Raw genomic sequence first — 19,313 nt, 5'->3', positions numbered from 1 at the left:
TCTTAACTTAATGACATTGCTTGGTGATGTTTTTTTATGTCATTTTTTCTCTGAGTGCTTAAAAATTGCGCTCATTTATTTTTAGCCTTAAAGACTATGACTAGATTATATTGACAAAAAAACGCTCAAATCGCCTGAAAAGCGCGTTTTTGTTTGTTTTTTATTAAATTAACGAATATAATTATATAGGTAATAAAAAGTATAGAGGGTGAGTGCTATCAAGGATTTTGAAATCAAAGGTGAATATATTACCCTAAGTCAATTCCTTAAAGAAGAAAATATTATTTCTTCTGGCGGCCAAGCAAAATGGTATTTGAAAGATAATCCAGTAATTTTGAATGGTCAAAGTGAAAATCGACGCGGGAAAAAGTTGCACGTTGGTGATGAGCTAACAGTTGAAAACGTGCAGTATAAGTTTCGGCAAGGATAATGTATCTCGATCATTTTATCGTCCAAAATTATCGTAATTTAGAAAAAATAGATACTAATTTTGATCCGAACGTCAATATTTTTATTGGAAAAAACGCGCAGGGAAAAACCAATTTGCTGGAAGCTATTTATTTTTTGGCGTTGACGCGTTCTCACCGAACAAGCAGCGATCGCGAACTGATTCATTTTGGCAACGATTATGCTAATTTAATGGGACATGTTCACAAGAGTCAAGTTGATTTGGACTTGCGAGTATTAATTACCAAAAAAGGAAAAAAGGTATGGATCAACCGAGTTGAACAGGCAAAATTATCCAAATATGTTGGACAATTAAATGCAATTCTTTTTTCACCAGAAGATTTGGAATTGATCAAAGGTGCACCTGCTCTGAGAAGGAGATTCATGGATCAAGAATTTGGCCAAATTAACGCGGAATATTTATATTTTGCCAGCAAGTATCGTCAAGTGCTGTTTCAAAAAAATAATTATTTGAAGCAATTGGCAAAAGGTCAAGCCAAGGATCAAATCTTTTTGGATGTTTTATCAGATCAATTAGCGGGAATCGCGGCGGAAGTTATTTCACGCCGTTTTAAATTCTTAAAGTATCTAAGTCATTCTGCTAGTGATGCTTACGAGCACATTAGCTTAGCAAGTGAAAAATTAGCGATAACATATCATCCATCGGTTTCGAATATTACTGGTGATGATAATACGGAAACTATTTATCATAAGGTCTTGAACAATTTCCAAAAAACAAAAGAAATGGAAATTAGGAAAGGTACAACATTATCCGGACCGCATCGTGATGATATTGAATTTAAGTTGGATGGCAAAAATGCTCATTTATATGCTTCGCAAGGACAGCAGCGTTCAATTGCATTAAGCATTAAATTAGCAGAAATCCAGTTGGTACATCATCTGACAGATGAATATCCTTTGCTTTTATTAGATGACGTAATGAGTGAATTGGATCATGGACGTCAAAGCGCACTTTTAAATTATATTCATGGTAAGACACAAACTTTTATTACGACCACGGATTTGGAAGGAATTTCCTGGGAAATAATTAAACAGCCGAGGATTTATCATGTTCAATCCGGCAAGATTAGTTTGGAAAAGGAGAATTAAATGGCTGATAAGGATAAAAAGCTTGAGCAAGTCAAGAAATACGAAAAAGAAGCCGACAAATATAATGCCAGCCAGATTCAAGTTTTAGGTGGACTTGAAGCTGTTCGTAAACGTCCTGGTATGTACATTGGTACGACTAGTTCCCAAGGCTTGCATCACTTGGTATGGGAAATTATTGATAACAGTATCGATGAACGCTTGGCAGGCTTTGCAACCAAGATTGAAATCACTGTTAATGAAGATGGCAGTGTAACAGTTCAGGATGACGGACGTGGTATCCCAGTAGATATTCAAGCTAAAACCGGTCGTCCTGCTCTTGAAACTGTTTTTACAGTTCTTCACGCCGGTGGTAAATTTGGCGGTGGCGGATACAAAGTATCCGGTGGTTTACACGGGGTTGGTGCCTCTGTAGTTAACGCTCTTTCTACTAAGTTGGACGTTACTGTTGTTCGTGATGGTAAGAAGTACTTTATTGACTTTGATCACGGTCGTGTAAAAGATGAAATGAAGCAAATCGGTACAGTACCTTTAGACCAACACGGTACAACGGTTCACTTCTATCCAGATCCTGATATTTTCACTGAAACTACTACCTTCGATGACAAAATTTTAAAGAACAGAATTCGCGAATTGGCCTTCTTAAACAAAGGCTTAAAATTAACTTTTACCGATAAACGTAAAGATACTGCTGAAACTGATGTTTATCTTTATGAAGGTGGTATCAAAGAATATGTTGCCTTCTTAAACCGCGATACAGAAGTTTTGTTTGATGATCCAATTTATGTTGAAGGCGACTATGATGGCATTAACGTTGAAGTAGCCCTTCAATACACTAATGGTTACAAGACAACTTTGATGACTTTTGCCAATAACATTCACACCTATGAAGGTGGGATGCACGAAGCCGGATTTAAGACAGCATTAACTCGTGTTGTTAATGACTATGCTCATAAGGCTAAAATCCTTAAGGACAAGGATGACAACCTTTCTGGTGAAGATATTCGTGAAGGAATGACCGCAGTTGTTTCAGTAAAGCACCCGAACCCACAGTTTGAAGGACAGACCAAGACTAAATTGGGTAACTCCGATGCAAGAACTGCTGTCGATAAGGCCTTTTCAGAAACTTTTAGCCGTTTCTTAATGGAAAATCCAAGTGTTGGCCGCAAGATTGTTGAAAAAGCTCAGTTAGCTGAAAGAGCAAGAACTGCTGCTAAACGCGCACGTGAAGTAACTCGTAAAAAGTCAGGCCTTGAAATTGCCAACTTGCCAGGTAAATTAGCTGATAACACCAGTAATGATCCAAGCATTTCAGAATTGTTCATCGTCGAAGGTAATTCAGCCGGTGGTTCTGCTAAACAAGGTCGTTCACGTTTAACGCAAGCAATTTTGCCAATCAGAGGTAAGATTTTGAACGTTGAAAAGGCCTCAATGGATCGAATCTTGGCTAACCAGGAAATTCGTTCATTGTTTACGGCTTTAGGTACTGGCTTTGGTGCTAATTTCGATGTTTCCAAGGCTCGCTACCACAAATTGATTATCATGACAGATGCCGATGTCGATGGAGCCCACATTCGTACGCTTTTGTTAACGCTGTTCTACAACTACATGCGTCCAATGATTGAAAAGGGATATGTATATATTGCACGTCCACCTCTTTACCAAGTTCGTCAAGGTAAGGTTGTTAAGTATCTTGATACTGATGAAGAATTACACGATTATTTAGGAAGCTTGCAACCAAGTCCTAAACCAATCGTTCAGCGTTACAAGGGATTAGGTGAAATGGACCCAGAACAGTTGTGGGACACAACAATGAATCCAGAAAACCGACGCCTTGATCGTGTAAGCCCAGAATATGCTAAAGATGCAGATGCAGTTTTTGATTTATTAATGGGTAACGAAGTAGCTCCAAGACGTAAATTTATCGAAACTAATGCTAAATACGTTGAAAACTTGGATGCTTAGGAGGAAATAAATGGATAACGATAATCAAGCTCAAGATCGTAGAATCCGAAATGTTGATTTGACCAGTACGATGCGTAGCTCATTTTTGGACTATGCCATGTCTGTTATCGTTGCTCGTGCTTTGCCTGATGTACGTGATGGTTTAAAGCCAGTTCAGCGTCGTATTCTTTACGGAATGAGCGAATTGGGTGTTACGCCTGATAAGCCTTATAAAAAATCAGCCAGAATTGTTGGTGAAGTTATGGGTAAGTTCCACCCACATGGTGACTCATCAATTTATTTGGCAATGGCACACATGGCCCAAGATTTCTCATACCGTTACATGTTAGTCGACGGGCACGGTAACTTCGGTTCTGTTGATGGGGATGAGCCGGCCGCAATGCGTTATACCGAAGCAAGAATGAGTAAGATCGCTGTTGAAATGCTTCGTGATATCAATAAGAACACGATTGACTGGCAAAGAAACTATGATGATACTGAAAACGAACCGGTTGTTTTGCCAGCTAGAATTCCGAACCTGCTTGTAAACGGGGCAAACGGAATTGCTGTTGGGATGACTACCAACATTCCGCCGCACAACTTAAAAGAGGTCATTAATGGACTGCATATGCTGATGAAAAATCCTGACGTTACAACTAAGGATTTAATGAAAGTAATTCCAGGTCCTGACTTCCCAACTGGTGGTATTATTATGGGACGTGGTGGTATTTATCGCGCTTATGAAACTGGTAAAGGCAACATTGTCGTTCGTGCCAAAACCAATATCGAAACCGAAAAAAGTGGTCGTGAACGAATTATTGTCAGTGAAATTCCATACATGGTCAACAAAGCTGAATTGGTTAAGAAAATTGCCGATTTAGCACGTGAAAAGACAATTGATGGCATTACCGGTGTGCGGGATGAATCTGACCAGACTGGTATGAGAATCACGATTGATATTCGTCGTGATGCCAGCGCTAGCGTTGTTTTGAATAATTTGTTCAAAGAAACGCAAATGCAAGCTAACTTCGGAATGAATATGGTTGCCATTGTTGATGGTGCACCACACTTCTTGACTCTGAAGCAAATGCTTAAATATTACTTGGATCACCAAGAAGACGTTGTTACTCGCCGGACAAAATTCGAATTAGCTAAAGCTGAAGCAAGAGCACACATTCTTGAAGGTTTAAGAATCGCCCTTGATCATATTGATGAAATCGTTAAAATTATTCGTTCTAGTCAATCAAGTGATATTGCTAAGGCAGCTTTGATTAGCAGATTTGGCTTAGATGATAAGCAATCACAAGCTATCTTGGATATGCGTTTGGTTCGTTTGACCGGCTTGGAACGCGACAAGGTTGAAGCTGAATACAAAGACTTGCAAGTCAAAATTGCAGACTACAAAGATATTCTTGCTAAGCCAGAGAGAATCGATCAAATCATTTATGATGAATTGCTTGATATTCAAAAACGCTTTGGTGACGAACGTCGTACTGAAATTGGTGCTAGTGAAGTAATTTCAATTGAAGATGAAGATTTGATTGAAAAGCAAAACGTTCTATTAACTTTGACCCATAAAGGTTACATTAAACGGATGCCGATTACAGAATTTAAGACGCAGAACCGTGGTGGTAAAGGAATTAAAGGCATTGGCGTTCAAAATGGCGACTTCACTGAACACTTAATTTACTCCAGTACCCATGACATGCTTTTGTTCTTCACCAATAAAGGCAAGGTTTACTCCAAGAAGGCATATGAAATTCCTGAATTCGGAAGAACTGCTAAAGGCTTGCCAATTGTAAATATTTTGCAACTTGAGAAAGGTGAAAAGATCCAAACTGTTATCAATATTCCTGAAGGGGCAGATGACAACTACTTGTTCTTTATCACTAAGATGGGAACAGTTAAGCGGACCCACGTCAGTGAATTCTCTAATATTAGAAACAGTGGTTTAATTGCCTTAACTCTTCGTGATGGGGATGAATTGAGCAATGTTTTGACTACTGATGGTAAGCAAAATATCTTGATTGGTACTCATTTGGGTTATGCCGTAACCTTTAACGAAGGTGACGTTCGTCCAATGGGAAGAACGGCTGCCGGTGTTCGCGGTATTAACTTGCGTGATAACGACTACGTAGTTGGTTCTGAAGTAATTAAGCCAAATGATGAAGTAATGGTTATTTCTGAAAAAGGCTATGGTAAACGGACTCCAGCTAGTGAATATCCAATTAAAGGCCGTGGCGGTAAAGGAATTAAGACCGCTAATGTTTCTGAAAAGAATGGTCCGCTTGCAGGTGTAACTGTAGTTGACGGCAGTAAGGATATTATGGTTATTACCACTGATGGTATTATGATTCGGTTCAAGATTTCTGATGTATCTCAAACTGGCAGAAATACTTTAGGTGTAAGATTAATCAAGGTTAATGGCGACAGCAAAGTATCTAGTCTTGCTATTGTTCCGACTGAAGATGATCAAGAAACAACCGATAATTCAACAGATGATGCTGAATAAAGAATAATTTTAAAAAATAAAAAATTATCAGACATTTTTTACGTATTTAATATATAGAGGTATAAAAATATCTCCAGGATCACGTAAAAAAGTTTGGTAATTTTTTGTTTATATGATAGAATTGGACAGTGCGAGTAATAATTTTCCATTACTCCTTGTTCTTGAATTGCAAGAACCATTTAGTCCAGAAGGAGGTGCAATAGTTTATGGCAACTACTAAGTACGAAGTAACTTACATCATCAAACCTGACGTAAGTGAAGAAGACAAAAAGGCTGTTGTAGATAACTACGATAAGGTTATCGCTGACAACGGTGGTACTATGGTTGAATCCAAAGACTGGGGCAAGCGTCATTTTGCATACGAAATCGATAAGTATCGTGAAGGTACTTACCACATCATGACTTTCACTGCAGATAACGCTGACGCTGTTAACGAATTTGACCGTTTGTCCAAGATTGACAACGCTATTTTGCGTTCAATGACTGTTAAGTTGGACAAGTAATAATTTATTATCGAAAAGATATCGTGATTTAGGAAAAGGAGGACCTAAGTATGATTAATAGAGTTGTACTTGTTGGCCGATTAACGCGTGATCCTGAATTACGTACTACTGGGAGTGGAATCTCGGTTGCTACGTTTACTCTTGCTGTTGACCGTCAATTTACAAATGCTCAAGGTGAGAGAGGCGCAGACTTCATCAATTGTGTTATTTGGAGAAAATCAGCAGAAAACTTCTGCAGCTTTACTTCAAAAGGCTCATTAGTTGGTGTTGATGGCCGAATTCAAACCAGAAGTTATGATAATAAAGATGGGCAAAGAGTATATGTAACTGAAGTTGTCGTTGACAATTTTGCATTGCTCGAATCACGCAAAGATCGTGAAGCCCGTGGCCAAAATGGTGGTTACACACCAAGTAACGACGGAAATGCTGGCGCATCAAACACTAACAATTTCCAACCTAATAATGGGGCAGCATCGAATAATACTAATAACAATAGCAATAATTCACAAAATAAGCCGCAAGATCCATTTGCCGGCTCAGGTGATACTATTGATATTTCCGATGATGATCTTCCATTCTAAAAATAGACTAAAAGAAAGGACCTAGGGATATGGCTCAACAAAGAAGAGGCGGCCGTCGTCGTCGCAAGGTTGACTACATTGCAGCTAACCACATCAACTACGTAGACTACAAGGACGTTGATCTGTTGAAACGTTTTATCTCAGAAAGAGGTAAGATTTTACCACGTCGTGTCACTGGCACTAGTGCAAAGAACCAACGTAAGGTAGCAAACGCAATTAAGAGAGCTCGTATTATGGGCTTGTTGCCATTTGTTGCTGAAGACTAATTGGTCGACAGATAATAATAAAAAAAGATACTTGAAGCAAAAGCTTCGGGTATCTTTTTTTGCTAAATTTTTCTTAATTTTGCCGGATAAGGTATAATTAATGCTGAAGTAACATACCTATTTTTAGGAAGGATCTTTCATGAAAGATTTTTTACGTAAGCTTGAATTGCCCGCATTTATTCGAGATTCGCGGTTAACTGCTTCCGTAATAATTATTCTGGTTTTGTCTCTTCTTGGCGGCATTATCGGGATGATTATGAATCCGTTATTTGGTTTGGCGCTAGTTTTAATTTTTATCTTAACGGTAGCGTTCGCTATTTACGGTACTTATGTTTTGGCTGGGAATGCCAACAACTACGCAATTAACTTATCATACAGAATAAAGCGTAGTGAACAAGAGGCAATGATCAAAATGCCGCTTGGCATCTTGCTTTATGACGATGAACATCAAGTTCAATGGGTAAACCCTTACTTGCAATTGTATTTAAAAGATGACGATGTCATTGGACATACAATCGAGTCAGTTGATCCCAATTTGGATAAGTTGCTCAACGCTGCGGTTAAAGCAAAAACTGCTGAAAATCGAATTGTGCAGTGGGATGGCCACAAGTTCGAAATGGTAGTGCAAGATGACTTGGGGGTTATTTATTTACTCGATATTACCAAGTATGCCAAAATCGAAGACAAATATAAGGCTGAACGTCTTGCTATCGGACAAATTTTCATTGATAACTATGATGAATTAAGCGAAACCATGCATGATCAAGATCTGACCAGTATGAGTTCATATATCCAGAATACGTTGAGCGACTATGCTAAAAAATTTAAGGCATACCTTAAGCGAATCGATGAAGATCACTTCTTGATTTTGATGCACATGCATGAATTATCTAAAATGGAAAAAGACAAGTTTTCAGTTTTGGATAAAATTCGGCAAGAGACCAGTAGAAGCAACACGCCACTTACGCTTTCAATTGGGATAGCCTTTGGCAGCGATTCATTAACTGAAGTTGCTAACCAAGCACAATCCAATCTTGATTTAGCCCTAGGACGTGGTGGTGATCAGGTTGTTTTGCGGCAGCCTGGTAAAGATGCTCGTTTCTATGGTGGTAAATCCAACCCAATGGAAAAACGGACTCGTGTACGTGCGAGAATGGTTTCTCAAGCAATCAGTGAATTGTTCAAAGATGCGGATCAAGTATTTGTCGTGGGGCATCAACGTCCTGATATGGACTCTGTCGGTAGTGGTATTGGGGTTGTTAAGATTGCCCGCTTGCACGGTGTAAAGGCCCACTTTGTTCTTGATACTAACAAAACCAATTATGATGTTGGCCGCTTAGTCGTAAGAATGCAGGAAAAGCAAGATAATGATATCTTCATTGATCCAAAAGATGCTTTAGATGCTGCAACTGATAAATCTGTGTTGGTAATGGTTGATCACTCAAAGTATTCAATTACTTATTCTAAAGATCTCTATGATCGTTTGAAGAACAGAATCATTGTGATCGATCACCACAGACGTGGTGAAGAATTCCCTGAAAATCCAATGCTGACATACGTTGAGCCATATGCTTCTTCAGCTTGTGAGTTGGTAACAGAAATGATCGAATACCAGCAGCCTGCCGGCGGTAAACGTGTCTTGACGGATCTTGAAGCAACAGCGATGTTGGCCGGGATCGTAGTTGACTCAAATAAATTTTCATTACGTACAGGTACGAGGACATTCGATGCAGCCAGTTACTTACGGTCAATTGGAGCTGATTCAGCCGTAGTAAGTTTGCTTCTTAAAGAAGATATAGACAGTTTTCTTGAAAGAACTCACTTAGTTGCTACACTTAAGATGGTCAAGCCTCATATGGCAGTTATCTGTGGACCTGATGATCAGGTGATTGATCCAATCATTACAGCTCAAGCAGCTGATACGGCACTAGATATTGAAAATGTCGGTGCTAGTTTTGCAATCACACGACGCAATCAAGATACAATTGGCATTTCAGCTCGGTCAATGGGTAAGATCAATGTTCAAATCATTATGGAGAAATTGGGTGGCGGTGGTCACTTATCTAATGCTGCTACTCAGATTAAAGGCATTACCGTTGACGAAGCCAGAAAGAAATTGCTAGCTGCTATTGATGAGTATGAAAACGAAAATGAGTAAAGGAGATAAAAATGAAAGTTATTTTTACTAAAGATGTTAGAGGTCGCGGTAAACGCGGAGATGTTAAAAACGTTCCAGATGGCTATGCACAAAACTACTTATTCAAACGTGGATTAGCTAAGGCAGCTACTAAAGCAAATATGCATACTTTGGAAAGAGTAGCCGCAAATGAAAAGGCTGCTTATGAAGCTGAAAAGGCTGAAGCCGAAAAGATCAAGGCAGTTCTTGATAAAGATGAAACAGTTGTTAACTTCAAGTCAAAGGCCGGTACAGATGCTCGTTTGTTTGGTTCAATTTCAGGCAAAAAGATTGTTGAAGGTTTGGAAAAGCAATACGGTATTAAGATCGATAAGCGCAAATTAAGCCTTCCTGAGCCAATTAAGGCATTGGGCTACACAAATGTACCAGTTAAGTTGTTTAAGGGCGTAGAAGGCACAATTCGCGTCCATATTACTGAACAAGATTAAGTTACCGATTTATTTTAGTTAAAAGTGGTCATATTTAATGGATAATATTGTTTCTCAACAAATTCCGCATGATTCGGAAGCTGAAAAAGCTGTTTTAGGTGCGATTTTTATTGATCCTGAAGCAATTGCTGATGCGAGTGCGGTTGTCCGCCCCGAGGACTTTTATGAACGGGTTAATCGCTTAATTTTTCAAGCGATGCTGGATTTGTCTGATCGTGGGGATGCAATTGATCCACTGACTTTGCAAGATGAACTGACTAAGAAAAATCAATTGGATGATATTGGCGGGATTGCTTATGTTTCGCAATTAGCCTTATCAACACCAACAGCTGAGCACGTTACTTATTATGCTCAAATCGTTCATCGTAAGTCTCTTTTGAGAAGACTTATTTCCGCAAGTCAAAAAATTATCAGCAATGCCATGGATGGTTCTGATGATGTAACCGATATTCTTGATGATGCCGAGAGCGAAATCATGAATGTCTCATCAGAAAACAATACTGGCGGTTTTAGAGTGATTAAAGATATCGTTAACTCAACAGTTGAGGATATCAATAATATTCCTGATGATGGGAACATGGTAACCGGGTTGCCGACAGGCTTTTCTGAACTTGATAAAATGACAACAGGTTTTCATGATGATGAATTAATTATTGTGGCTGCTCGTCCTGGTGTTGGTAAAACTTCATTCGCATTAAACATTGCACAATTCGTAGGCCTACATACTGATAAGACTGTAGCGATGTTCTCTCTTGAAATGAGCGGGGAACAGTTAGTGCAGAGAATGCTGGCCTCAGAAGGGCTAATCGCTTCTCAGCACCTTAGAACGGGTCAGCTTGATGAAGAAGAATGGAAAAAGCTGATTGTGGCATCAGGCTCTTTAGCTAATGCCAGTATCTATATTGACGATACACCTGGCATTAAAATGAGCGAAATTCGTGCCAAGTCAAGAAGATTAGCTAAAGAAAAAGGCAACTTGGGTTTGATTGTCATCGACTATTTGCAGTTAATTGAAGGGCCTAAGAGTGAATCACGTCAGCAAGAAGTTTCCGCAATTTCTCGGCAATTGAAGAAATTAGCCAAGGAACTTCATGTGCCAGTGATTGCTTTGTCACAACTATCACGTTCAGTTGAACAGCGACAAGACAAGAGGCCAGTTTTATCAGATATTCGTGAATCAGGTTCTATTGAACAGGATGCGGATATTGTCTCCTTCCTGTATCGTGAGGACTATTATCGTGATAAAGAAGATGATGGTGAAAGTGATGCAGATAAAGAAGTTGGCGCAGAAGACGATAATGGCGAAGTAGAAGTGATTATTGAAAAGAACCGTTCAGGTAGCCGTGGGACTGTCAAATTGATGTTCTCGAAGCCATATAACCGCTTCTCGAACCTGGATTATGCGCATGATGATGCTTCACAAAAGTAAGACGTAAAAAGTCGCAGTAGTGAATTAAATTGCTATTGTCGGCTTTTTTGTTTACATACAGCTGTAAGCCTTTACACAAAACGATGTTTTTTCATATAATAAAAATTAACTGAAGATACAAAAGAGAAAAGGATGAAAAAGATGAAAAAGATGGCAGAAAAGAAATTTGTTGGCAGCATTGAAGCTGGCGGTACTAAATTTATTGTTGCTGTTCAAGATATTGAAAGTGGTAAAGTGACTGCGCGTGCGCGGATTTCAACTGAAGATCCTAAAAAGACGTTGCAAGAAAGTGCTGATTTCTTCAAAAAGAATCCAATTGATGCTTTAGGAATCGGAACCTTTGGCCCAATCGATATTAATAAGCATTCACATACTTTCGGCTATATTTTGGACACTCCTAAGCCAGGCTGGTCAGGTACTAATTTTAAGGGCTTTTTTGAAAAAGAACTTGGTATTCCGGTTGTAATGACGACAGATGTTAATGCATCTTGCTATGGTGAATATATTGCTCGCGGACAAGACGATACCAAGACCTACTTTTACGTTACGATCGGAACAGGTGTAGGAGCCGGAATCGTTCAAGCAGGCAAGTTCTTGGGCCTCAATAACCATCCTGAAATGGGACATATGCTGATTAAACGTTATCCTGGCGATGATTATGAAGGCCATTGTCCGTTCCACGGCGGTAATTGTGTGGAAGGGATGGCAGCTGGTCCAACTTTGGAAGGAAGAACGGGCATTCCTGGTGAAAAATTATCGCGTGATAACAAAGTATTTACTTATGTTGCTTACTACGTTGCCCAACTTTTATTTAACGTTTATATGGCCTCAAGACCTGATGTAATGATTGTTGGTGGTTCAGCTTTAAACGAAAATGATTTGGTTAAGGTTCGCAAATATTTCGATGAATTCAACAATAATTATGTTGCAACTCCAGATTTGAATGATTTAATTGTGACTCCGGCAGTGGCTGAAAATGGTTCTGCTACTTTAGGCGACTTTGAATTAGCTAAAACTCTTTTGAATTAAATTAATCAGACTCACTTTCTAAATAATTTCCTAAAGTAAGTCTTTTTATTTGAAATAAGGTGACACAATGTCACTTTTAAGATAAAATTAAGATATAGAAATCAAAAGAAAAAGGAGGAAAAAATGATGACAAAAGATAAAAATGGAATAAAAGACCAAATTACTGGCAAGCTTAAAGAAGTTGAAGGCAAAGTGACTGGCGATAAGCTGCATGAGGCCGAAGACAAAACTCAGCAAGCCAAGGGCAAAGCTGAAAAGAAAAAAGAAAGAAGGGAAACATAATGTTACATTGGCTATGGGTTTTAATAGTTGGTGGCGTAATCGGATTGATTGTCAGTGCCATTACAGGACACGGAAAGTCTATGGGTTGGATTGCTAATATCTTAGCAGGGTTAATTGGATCCAGTTTAGGTCAGGCACTCTTTGGTGCATGGGGTCCACAAGTAGCTGAAATGGCAATTGTTCCATCAATTTTAGGTGCTGTTATCTTGGTATTGGTTGTTTCATTTATTGTTGGAATGGTCAATAGAAGAACAGACTAAATTAATAAAACTAAAATCAAAGAATGAATCCAAATAAAAAAGACATTCATAGTTGAATGTCTTTTTTGTGTTACACATGAAACAATTATTCTTGCTCGTCTTTTTTATCTTCACTGTTTTTTCCAAATTTGAATTTGTGGTCCTGAGCACTTTTGCGCTTAAGCAAAGTCTTGTATAATTTAACAGCAGGGTGGCTTTGATCATAGAATTCGAAGAAAATAGGTGCCTTGCTGGAATCATTGCTCTTAGGATAATATTGAAATTCACCATCCACAAAAGGCAGATTTAAATTATTGCGATAAGTAGTCCAGACGTCTGAAAAAATACTGGTAAAAATTTGCCGTAGATCAGGATCAAGTGACATAACGACTCTGCTGAAGCGATAAGTACCGAGAATCTTATGGGCAGTCAATTGATTGACATCGCTGATTTCTGAATTTTCAAAGGCATCAAATAATGCAGAAAACATTTCGCCCCGTTTAGCATCAGGAATTGAATGATTAAAATGAATTAAAGCATGACGCAAAACGCGGGCACTAGTAGTTAAGCCTTCTGCAAGTACGAAACTATCACGTCCAACATTCCAGCGTCGAGGATCGTGTTGATCTTTCATCGGAACTGTACTTTTAACAATTAAAGTACGTTCGGGGTGATCAAGCATCGTACCAATAATTGATCCTTCTGGCAGATAAGTCTTCATTTTTTTGATAGTACGTTCAAAACCGGGACTGGTATAAACTTTATGGAAAAAGCCGGGACCATCAAAACTAAGTGCTTTTATAATCCGATTCTGCAATTCGGGACGGACAGCACTTAAAGCATATTGAGCAAAGTTGCCACCTTTTGAATGGCCCACCAGATAGATGCGGTCATTTGGATACTTCTTTGCGATTGCATTGAGGTAATTGGCAGCCACATTTTGGCCATATACTTCAGGCATAAAATTCATATTCATGTCTTCATTCCAGCCGATCATTGAGCTATCGGTTCCACGATAGGATATTAGGATAGTTTTCTCATTCAGACGAAAAGTTCCAGCCGTGAACTGCAATGGGTGAGGCTTTTTTTCCATGCGATTGGTCCAGTTAAGAATCTCGATATCACCAAGTCTAGAACATTTTGGTAAGAGCAAAACCTCAGTTCCAGTTTCATCATGCATCTGTTTTTGGAAAGAGGAAAGCTCACGTAACCGATCTGCGACCTCACTGAGCGTGTGACCGGCGGCAGAACCATCAACGGGCAAGTAGATTAGTGAAGCAAGAAGCGAGGCGTCAACGCTGTTAAAAGGCCTCTCAGCGAAAGTTAGATCGCCACGCCAACGAAGGTAATCTAGTGAATTTGCCAAATAATCATCCTTTCTAAAACTATTTATAGTATCTATTTTAACAACAATTTGAAAGAGCAGAAAAAAAGAGGGCTTACAAAGTCCTCTAATCATCAAATTTTAAAAAATTATTGGCCACCACGTGTGTAGCTGATTCTTGTAATATCAGGATATTTTCTTAAAGCCATGATGATATCATTTTCATCTTTCTTATTGTTAATAATACCATCGACGTTGAAGACAATTTTTTCATCGCTAACATCAAGAATTTTAACAGAAATATTTTCAACCTGATTCTCTTCAAGTTCTTCTTTTATCTGCGGTAAAATATGGTGCTTATTGACGGCCTCAATTTGAATATTGAAGCGGACGTGGACAATAATCTTATTGATTAAAGTATCGTCGTGGAAAATCATCTGAACGAAGAATAAGAAAATAGTAGTTAAAATACCGATTGCGTACATTCCGGCACCGACAGCCATACCAATAGCAGCTACTGCCCAAACTCCGGCGGCGGTAGTTAAACCTGAAATTTGTTCACGCCGGACTAAAATTGTACCTGCACCAATAAATGAAATACCAGTTACGATTTGAGCAGCAATTCTTGATGGATCAAGAGCAATGCCATGCATATTCAGAAGATCAGCGAATCCGTATTTGGAAACGATCATGAATAAGGCAGAAGCCATCGCAACAACGATGTGAGTTCTGACACCGGCGCTTTTTCTTTGAATCGTACGTTCATAGCCGATAATGGCACCACAGATGGCAGCAACGACAATTCTAAGCAACCAATCTAATTGAACTAAGAGTGGAGTTAAACCTGTTAGGCTGGTCATGAAGTCACCCTTTCTATATTTAATTACACATCTCTTATTCTAGTATAAATAGAGTGAAATTACAGAGAAAAAAAGTTTTTTGGAAAAATAAAAAAAACACTTGCACAAGTATGGCTCGTATGGTTTAATTAATACTGTTGTCGGGTGAGACAACAAAGAGTTGCTGACTTAGCTCAGTTGGCAGAGCACGTCATTAGTAATGATGAGGTCGGAGGTTCGAATCCTCTAGTCAGCATAACTTGATGAAGAACTTAGTTGAAGAGCTGAGTTCTTTTTTTGTCTAAAAATAATCGTTTAATTGATTAACCTTGATTTATCAACGTTTTACGAAGATGAGTTAAGGTTAATTTTTTGTATAAAGGCAAATGATGCACAATAAGTGCACCCTGTTAATTTGTTAAAGTGCAATTTTTGCACGCGGTTTTTTGAGAGTCGTACTTTTTATCTGCATTATAAAGACAAATATGATTTACTGGATAAGCTCGAGCAGAAATTATTTGATGATCTTAAAATCAATTTTCAAAAAGAGCGTCAAAGTATTATCAGAAAAGTAGTAAAGGATAAAACAGATCTGTGGCGTAAAAACTATCTCTTTTTGAACGGGATTATAGGAGCAATTGATCAAGAACATGATCTGTATAAGGTGCTTTTTTCAAATAATGGTGATCAGCGTTTTTGGCAAAAGCTGCGGGCGATCTTAACTAAAGAGATAAGAAGCAGAGCCCAGTTATATAACGTGCATCTTACTGATAAAATTCCATCATATTATGCCCAAGAATTGCTTATCGATGGATTGCTAAGTCTGATTAGGGCCTGGATAGACAATCCTCATCCCGAAAGCGTTGAACACTTTTCAAAGATTCTAAATGTTAGTCAAATGTTAGCGCCAATAGATTTGCTTGAAAAAAATTAGGACAAAAAAAGATTGAGCTATCAAAGCTCGATCTTTTTATTAGGCAGCTTTTGCCTTTTTCTTTTTCCAATTTGGTCGTCCAATCAAAATTCCTAATGGCGGAACCTTGAAGCAGAAGTAGGAAATGAGCCAAGCTACAGCAATTACGAATAGCAATCCAAATGGCAACATGATCAATAATTGCCAGCTTGGAACGTAAATGTTAACGGTTGTTAGGAAGTGATCCAGCAAAATTATTGGTGCAGTTTGAGTCAAATAAATACCGAATGATAATAAAGATGTCATTCCGACCAACTTGGAGAAGCGTTGCCACTTAGGTTGGGTTCTAACTTCTGCGTATTTCAATGAAACAGAGATCGCAGATAAGATGACTGCCGTTGAATAAACCATAATGTATGGTTGGTGAGCAAGCTGGGAAAGGTGACGATGGAAGTTCATGATTTTTGCATTGAACAAGTATAGCGGAATTGTTCCCAAGCTAAGCAGGACAGTCGCTGAGTAGATCCAATAACGATATTTTCGAATACATTTTTTAACAGTATCATAATGAATCCAAACATATCCACCTAAGACGAAATAATCTTCGTAGAAAAAAACATTATTGCCGTAATACTTCAAGAGGAATGGCCAGCCAGCATGACTTTGATTTGGAAAAATATACTTTACGTAGAACAACAGCATGATCATTTGAATTGCAGCTGAAATTGCTAAAACGGTATTGTGATGGCCCTCAGTTTTCTTAAATAGCCAAACCAATAAAGGAAAGACCAGGTAGAACTGCATGGTGACATACAAATAGTAGAGGTAGAACCGTTTGGCATATAGTACATCGTTAAGCCAGGTAGTAAACCAGTTGTTCCAAGTGAAATCAGCTCTATGGAATAGCCACATGGTAATGAAAAGGGAAACTCCCATCCAGAATACGTAGGGGATACCAATATTGCCGATATGTTTTATCCAAAACTTCTTCAAATGAATCTTTCGGTTATAATAAACCAAAAATAATACCAGACCCGTGATGAACATAAAACCATATCGTGCAAAGTGCAGCATCATGTGACTGGCTAACATTAATTCATGTGAATGCGAGCCATTTACGAAAGCGTCGGTATAATGCGATGTAACGTGTGTGGCGAGAACGGCCAACATGAAGAAACATCGCATTAGATCAACTTCGTATAAATAAACTCGATGTTTTTTCTCTGTTTTTCTCTGTTTTCACAAATATAGCTCCTTTGAATACTAATATTAAAAATTATAAACGGAAGTTGTGATCAAAAAAACATAATAATGTTAACAAATGGTTACAAAATAAAGGACCAACTTACAATATGTAAGCTGGTTCTTTACCAAAAAAATGCAAATAGAAGTTTAAATATAGAGTGAGGGGAAAGTGTAGAGAATAGGATGTATTTGGATAAATTTATGGAGTTATATATTCCCCTCTATTTATTAAGTACGTCAAAAAATCGATTTTTACCGAAAAAATTTCAAATTTTTTAAACGATGACGTTTCATGGAGAAAAAAAGCATGATATTGAATTTTTCAATACCATGCTTTTCTTTATTTTTTATTTTTTCTAATCTTGCTCTTAACGTCCTTATATCCGTCCAGAACATTCGCATAACGTCCTAAAGTGAAAAGATAGTCAGATAATCGATTGATGTATTTTAAATTGCTAGGAGCCAATTTTTGCTCTTCACGGTTCAATTTTACCAATGAGCGTTCAGCTCGGCGAGCAATTGTCCGTGCATATTGTAAGTTAGCTCCAGTTTTCATTCCTCCTGGCAAAATAAATTCAGGAATTTTAGGAATTTTTGCAGTTAGTTCATCAATTCTGCTTTCCAACTCGCTAACTTTTTTATCATCAATTTCCTGACGCTGCTTGACTACGATATCGGCTTCAAGAAAGTAGAGATTGCGTTGCAGGTCCTGCAGTTCATCGCTTAGACTCAAACATTTTTCTGATAAATTTGCAATCACCACTCCGATGTATGACTGCAATTCATCAACATCGCCTAAAGCAACGATTTGCAGATCATCTTTTGGCACCATCTTGCCGCTGACTTGCTTGGTTGTTCCTTGATCGCCAACTTTAGTGTAAATTTTGATTGTCATTTCATCTTTCCTCGATTGTATCGTTCAAGTGCTAGAGTTAATGGCTTGTACAAAATAGGGTAGAAGACAAAATTGCCGATGCAGTGGTAAGTATCAAACAAGAAACTGCCAGCAGTGTAAACGATAAAGGCTTCCCAGCCACCCCAAATTGACATGCCAAAGTTAATAATAAGGCCATAGACATAACCTAGCAGGGTAGCAAGAATAATTTGCAGCCAAAAATGTTTACAAAAAACAGGAATTTTGCCAAACAAAAAGACTACTAACACACAAACAGCATAAGCAGCGATCTGCGGCAAAGTCCAAATTCCGAAACCTAAGAAGATGTTGGAAATGACCATTACCAAGACTGCTAGGGCGACTCCAAATCCAAATCCCATTTCCAAAGTTGAGATCATTAAGATATCAGTTACTGGTTGAACGTTTGGAACTGGAATAAAGTGCGCCACTCTTAGCACGACAGCCATTGCCGTCAAAATTGCTAATAAAGCAAGTCGCTTAATTTGTTTATGTGTAGTAGTCGACATTTTGTTAAATTACTCCATTTTAAAATTAAAATTTGCTCCGTGTCCACACGACTCTATCTTTGTTGTGTAGATAAACTTTGTTGGCAGCATTAGCCCATTTACCATTTACGGTGTAGGTCCAATAAAGCTTTTTAGATTTATTTTGGCTATAGCCATGAATGCTGGTAACAAAACCGCCAGAAGACTTTACTTTCCAGCATTTTTTAAGTGCTGCTAAAACAGTAGTATGTTTTTTAACTCTAATATTCTTTTTAGCAATTGTTTTCTTATTATTTTTCAAAGTATATGTAACTCTGATTGTCTTAGCAGCCTGAACTTGGTTATTGTTTGCATCTGCGATGCCAACAGCACCCAAGGATAACAGGATAACAGTGAGAAGTAAACCGAGCTTTTTAACTAATTTATTCATTTTTAATCCTCCAAGAATTTTGATTTTTATTTAATTGGGCATGCCCCGCTTGTTAAATTACTCCATTTTAAAATTAAAATTTGCTCCGTGTCCACACAACTCTATCTTTGTTGTGTAGATAAACTTTGTTGGCAGCATTAGCCCATTTGCCATTTACGGTGTAGGTCCAATAAATCTTTTTAGATTTATTTTGGCTA

Annotated in this window: 20 protein-coding genes, 1 tRNA gene and 1 pseudogene; 15 read left to right on the top strand and 7 right to left on the bottom strand. The window is 38.2% G+C overall.

Translation table 11 applies throughout. From position 1 onward, the window contains the following. Positions 1–208 precede the first annotated feature (208 nt). The 13 genes from yaaA to B2008_RS06180 all read left to right on the top strand — a co-directional run bounded on the left by yaaA (position 209) and on the right by B2008_RS06180 (position 12,985). The gene (gene yaaA / locus B2008_RS06240) at positions 209–430 is read left to right on the top strand and encodes a S4 domain-containing protein YaaA (RefSeq protein WP_006351705.1); all 222 of its coding nucleotides are present in this window, start codon (positions 209–211) and stop codon (positions 428–430) included. Further along, positions 430–1,557, top strand: a complete 1,128-nt coding sequence (gene recF / locus B2008_RS06235) for a DNA replication/repair protein RecF (protein ID WP_281828492.1) — start codon at positions 430–432, stop codon at positions 1,555–1,557. The genes yaaA and recF overlap by 1 nt, the downstream gene beginning before the upstream one ends. Beyond that, a complete protein-coding gene (gene gyrB / locus B2008_RS06230; protein WP_281828493.1) occupies positions 1,558–3,519 on the top strand; it encodes a DNA topoisomerase (ATP-hydrolyzing) subunit B in 1,962 nt (653 codons plus the stop codon). Between the two features lie 10 nt (positions 3,520–3,529). Next, a complete protein-coding gene (gyrA, locus tag B2008_RS06225; protein WP_281828494.1) occupies positions 3,530–6,010 on the top strand; it encodes a DNA gyrase subunit A in 2,481 nt (826 codons plus the stop codon). A gap of 206 nt (positions 6,011–6,216) precedes the next feature. Next, positions 6,217–6,513 (top strand): 30S ribosomal protein S6, encoded by a 297-nt coding sequence (gene rpsF / locus B2008_RS06220; RefSeq protein ID WP_281828495.1) that lies wholly within the window; start codon positions 6,217–6,219, stop codon positions 6,511–6,513. A gap of 50 nt (positions 6,514–6,563) precedes the next feature. Continuing rightward, a complete protein-coding gene (gene ssb / locus B2008_RS06215; RefSeq protein WP_281828496.1) occupies positions 6,564–7,094 on the top strand; it encodes a single-stranded DNA-binding protein in 531 nt (176 codons plus the stop codon). A gap of 29 nt (positions 7,095–7,123) precedes the next feature. Next, the gene (gene rpsR, locus B2008_RS06210) at positions 7,124–7,360 is read left to right on the top strand and encodes a 30S ribosomal protein S18 (RefSeq protein WP_281828497.1); all 237 of its coding nucleotides are present in this window, start codon (positions 7,124–7,126) and stop codon (positions 7,358–7,360) included. A gap of 139 nt (positions 7,361–7,499) precedes the next feature. Further along, the gene (locus tag B2008_RS06205) at positions 7,500–9,518 is read left to right on the top strand and encodes a DHH family phosphoesterase (protein ID WP_281828498.1); all 2,019 of its coding nucleotides are present in this window, start codon (positions 7,500–7,502) and stop codon (positions 9,516–9,518) included. Between the two features lie 11 nt (positions 9,519–9,529). After that, a complete protein-coding gene (rplI, locus tag B2008_RS06200; RefSeq protein WP_281828499.1) occupies positions 9,530–9,985 on the top strand; it encodes a 50S ribosomal protein L9 in 456 nt (151 codons plus the stop codon). Between the two features lie 37 nt (positions 9,986–10,022). Continuing rightward, on the top strand, positions 10,023–11,414 hold the full coding sequence (dnaB, locus tag B2008_RS06195) for a replicative DNA helicase (protein ID WP_281828500.1): 1,392 nt from the start codon (positions 10,023–10,025) through the stop codon (positions 11,412–11,414). 150 nt (positions 11,415–11,564) lie between these two features. Further along, the gene (locus B2008_RS06190) at positions 11,565–12,443 is read left to right on the top strand and encodes an ROK family protein (protein ID WP_281828522.1); all 879 of its coding nucleotides are present in this window, start codon (positions 11,565–11,567) and stop codon (positions 12,441–12,443) included. 126 nt (positions 12,444–12,569) lie between these two features. Further along, complete coding sequence (locus tag B2008_RS06185) at positions 12,570–12,725, top strand: CsbD family protein (RefSeq protein WP_281828523.1); 156 nt, start codon at positions 12,570–12,572, stop codon at positions 12,723–12,725. Next, on the top strand, positions 12,725–12,985 hold the full coding sequence (locus B2008_RS06180; protein WP_281828501.1) for a GlsB/YeaQ/YmgE family stress response membrane protein: 261 nt from the start codon (positions 12,725–12,727) through the stop codon (positions 12,983–12,985). The genes B2008_RS06185 and B2008_RS06180 overlap by 1 nt, the downstream gene beginning before the upstream one ends. Before the next feature lie 85 nt (positions 12,986–13,070). On the opposite strand, the gene B2008_RS06175 is transcribed toward B2008_RS06180, so the two are convergent. Next, positions 13,071–14,330, bottom strand: coding sequence for a DUF2974 domain-containing protein (locus B2008_RS06175; protein ID WP_281828502.1), 1,260 nt, complete (start codon positions 14,328–14,330; stop codon positions 13,071–13,073). A gap of 107 nt (positions 14,331–14,437) precedes the next feature. Beyond that, positions 14,438–15,148: an MgtC/SapB family protein gene (locus tag B2008_RS06170; protein ID WP_281828503.1), complete on the bottom strand. Its 711-nt coding sequence runs from the start codon at positions 15,146–15,148 to the stop codon at positions 14,438–14,440. 162 nt (positions 15,149–15,310) lie between these two features. Between B2008_RS06170 and B2008_RS06165 the strand changes: the two genes are divergently transcribed. Both B2008_RS06165 and B2008_RS06160 read left to right on the top strand, forming a co-directional pair. Beyond that, a tRNA-Thr gene (locus B2008_RS06165) sits at positions 15,311–15,383 on the top strand. A gap of 159 nt (positions 15,384–15,542) precedes the next feature. Then, complete coding sequence (locus tag B2008_RS06160; RefSeq protein WP_281828504.1) at positions 15,543–16,061, top strand: TetR-like C-terminal domain-containing protein; 519 nt, start codon at positions 15,543–15,545, stop codon at positions 16,059–16,061. Positions 16,062–16,100: 39 nt separating this feature from the next. Here the strand turns inward: B2008_RS06160 and B2008_RS06155 are convergent. From B2008_RS06155 to B2008_RS06135, 5 genes and pseudogenes are all read right to left on the bottom strand, one after another. Continuing rightward, positions 16,101–17,228 (bottom strand): annotated as a pseudogene (locus tag B2008_RS06155) (acyltransferase); the annotation flags it as partial. Between the two features lie 397 nt (positions 17,229–17,625). Beyond that, positions 17,626–18,180: a cob(I)yrinic acid a,c-diamide adenosyltransferase gene (locus tag B2008_RS06150; RefSeq protein ID WP_281828505.1), complete on the bottom strand. Its 555-nt coding sequence runs from the start codon at positions 18,178–18,180 to the stop codon at positions 17,626–17,628. Next, a complete protein-coding gene (locus B2008_RS06145; protein WP_281828506.1) occupies positions 18,177–18,707 on the bottom strand; it encodes an ECF transporter S component in 531 nt (176 codons plus the stop codon). The genes B2008_RS06150 and B2008_RS06145 overlap by 4 nt, the downstream gene beginning before the upstream one ends. Before the next feature lie 25 nt (positions 18,708–18,732). After that, complete coding sequence (locus B2008_RS06140) at positions 18,733–19,116, bottom strand: DUF4430 domain-containing protein (RefSeq protein WP_080880986.1); 384 nt, start codon at positions 19,114–19,116, stop codon at positions 18,733–18,735. Positions 19,117–19,189: 73 nt separating this feature from the next. Then, the coding region (locus tag B2008_RS06135) for a DUF4430 domain-containing protein (RefSeq protein ID WP_286822617.1) at positions 19,190–19,313 on the bottom strand (124 nt) is incomplete at its 5' end.

Source organism: Lactobacillus sp. UBA5813 (assembly GCF_002417895.1).
GTDB classification, from domain to species: Bacteria; Bacillota; Bacilli; order Lactobacillales; family Lactobacillaceae; genus Lactobacillus; species Lactobacillus amylolyticus.
This window is presented reverse-complemented; position numbering and strand designations above follow the sequence as displayed.

Coding starts and splice junctions, on each gene's coding strand:
- recF (WP_281828492.1), top strand. CDS start 430: ATGTATCTCGATCATTTTATCGTCCAAAATTATCGTAATTTAGAAAAA.
- gyrB (WP_281828493.1), top strand. CDS start 1,558: ATGGCTGATAAGGATAAAAAGCTTGAGCAAGTCAAGAAATACGAAAAA.
- gyrA (WP_281828494.1), top strand. CDS start 3,530: ATGGATAACGATAATCAAGCTCAAGATCGTAGAATCCGAAATGTTGAT.
- rpsF (WP_281828495.1), top strand. CDS start 6,217: ATGGCAACTACTAAGTACGAAGTAACTTACATCATCAAACCTGACGTA.
- ssb (WP_281828496.1), top strand. CDS start 6,564: ATGATTAATAGAGTTGTACTTGTTGGCCGATTAACGCGTGATCCTGAA.
- rpsR (WP_281828497.1), top strand. CDS start 7,124: ATGGCTCAACAAAGAAGAGGCGGCCGTCGTCGTCGCAAGGTTGACTAC.
- B2008_RS06205 (WP_281828498.1), top strand. CDS start 7,500: ATGAAAGATTTTTTACGTAAGCTTGAATTGCCCGCATTTATTCGAGAT.
- rplI (WP_281828499.1), top strand. CDS start 9,530: ATGAAAGTTATTTTTACTAAAGATGTTAGAGGTCGCGGTAAACGCGGA.
- dnaB (WP_281828500.1), top strand. CDS start 10,023: ATGGATAATATTGTTTCTCAACAAATTCCGCATGATTCGGAAGCTGAA.
- B2008_RS06190 (WP_281828522.1), top strand. CDS start 11,565: ATGGCAGAAAAGAAATTTGTTGGCAGCATTGAAGCTGGCGGTACTAAA.
- B2008_RS06185 (WP_281828523.1), top strand. CDS start 12,570: ATGACAAAAGATAAAAATGGAATAAAAGACCAAATTACTGGCAAGCTT.
- B2008_RS06180 (WP_281828501.1), top strand. CDS start 12,725: ATGTTACATTGGCTATGGGTTTTAATAGTTGGTGGCGTAATCGGATTG.
- B2008_RS06170 (WP_281828503.1), bottom strand. CDS start 15,148: ATGACCAGCCTAACAGGTTTAACTCCACTCTTAGTTCAATTAGATTGG.
- B2008_RS06150 (WP_281828505.1), bottom strand. CDS start 18,180: ATGACAATCAAAATTTACACTAAAGTTGGCGATCAAGGAACAACCAAG.
- B2008_RS06145 (WP_281828506.1), bottom strand. CDS start 18,707: ATGTCGACTACTACACATAAACAAATTAAGCGACTTGCTTTATTAGCA.
- B2008_RS06140 (WP_080880986.1), bottom strand. CDS start 19,116: ATGAATAAATTAGTTAAAAAGCTCGGTTTACTTCTCACTGTTATCCTG.